Source organism: Vogesella mureinivorans (assembly GCF_007644035.1).
GTDB classification, from domain to species: Bacteria; Pseudomonadota; Gammaproteobacteria; order Burkholderiales; family Chromobacteriaceae; genus Vogesella; species Vogesella mureinivorans.
Window position 1 is genome coordinate 1 of the sequence record NZ_VMTV02000955.1, and the last position, 258, is coordinate 258.

General features: G+C 38.0%; 1 pseudogene. It reads left to right on the plus strand.

From position 1 onward, the window contains the following. Positions 1-100: 100 nt before the first annotated feature. A pseudogene (locus FLQ44_RS21310) lies at positions 101-258 on the plus strand (GTPase); the annotation flags it as partial.

Below are 258 nucleotides of genomic sequence, written 5' to 3' on the forward strand. Positions count from 1 at the left end.
AATTATGCACAAATAAGAATAACCTCCGAATGGAGGTTTTTCTTTTAGAAAGAATGCTCAACAGAACTTTAATGAACCATAGCAGTTAGGTCAAAAGTTATCGATTACTTCACGTAAACCGCAAACCACTCGCCATAAAATCATTGGTATTGATAGCCGTGAAAAGTCGCAGGCAGTTTTTGTGGATACTCCGGGTATGCATAAAAAAGAAGTGCGTGCCATCAATAAAATGATGAACAAAGCTGCACACTCTGCTTT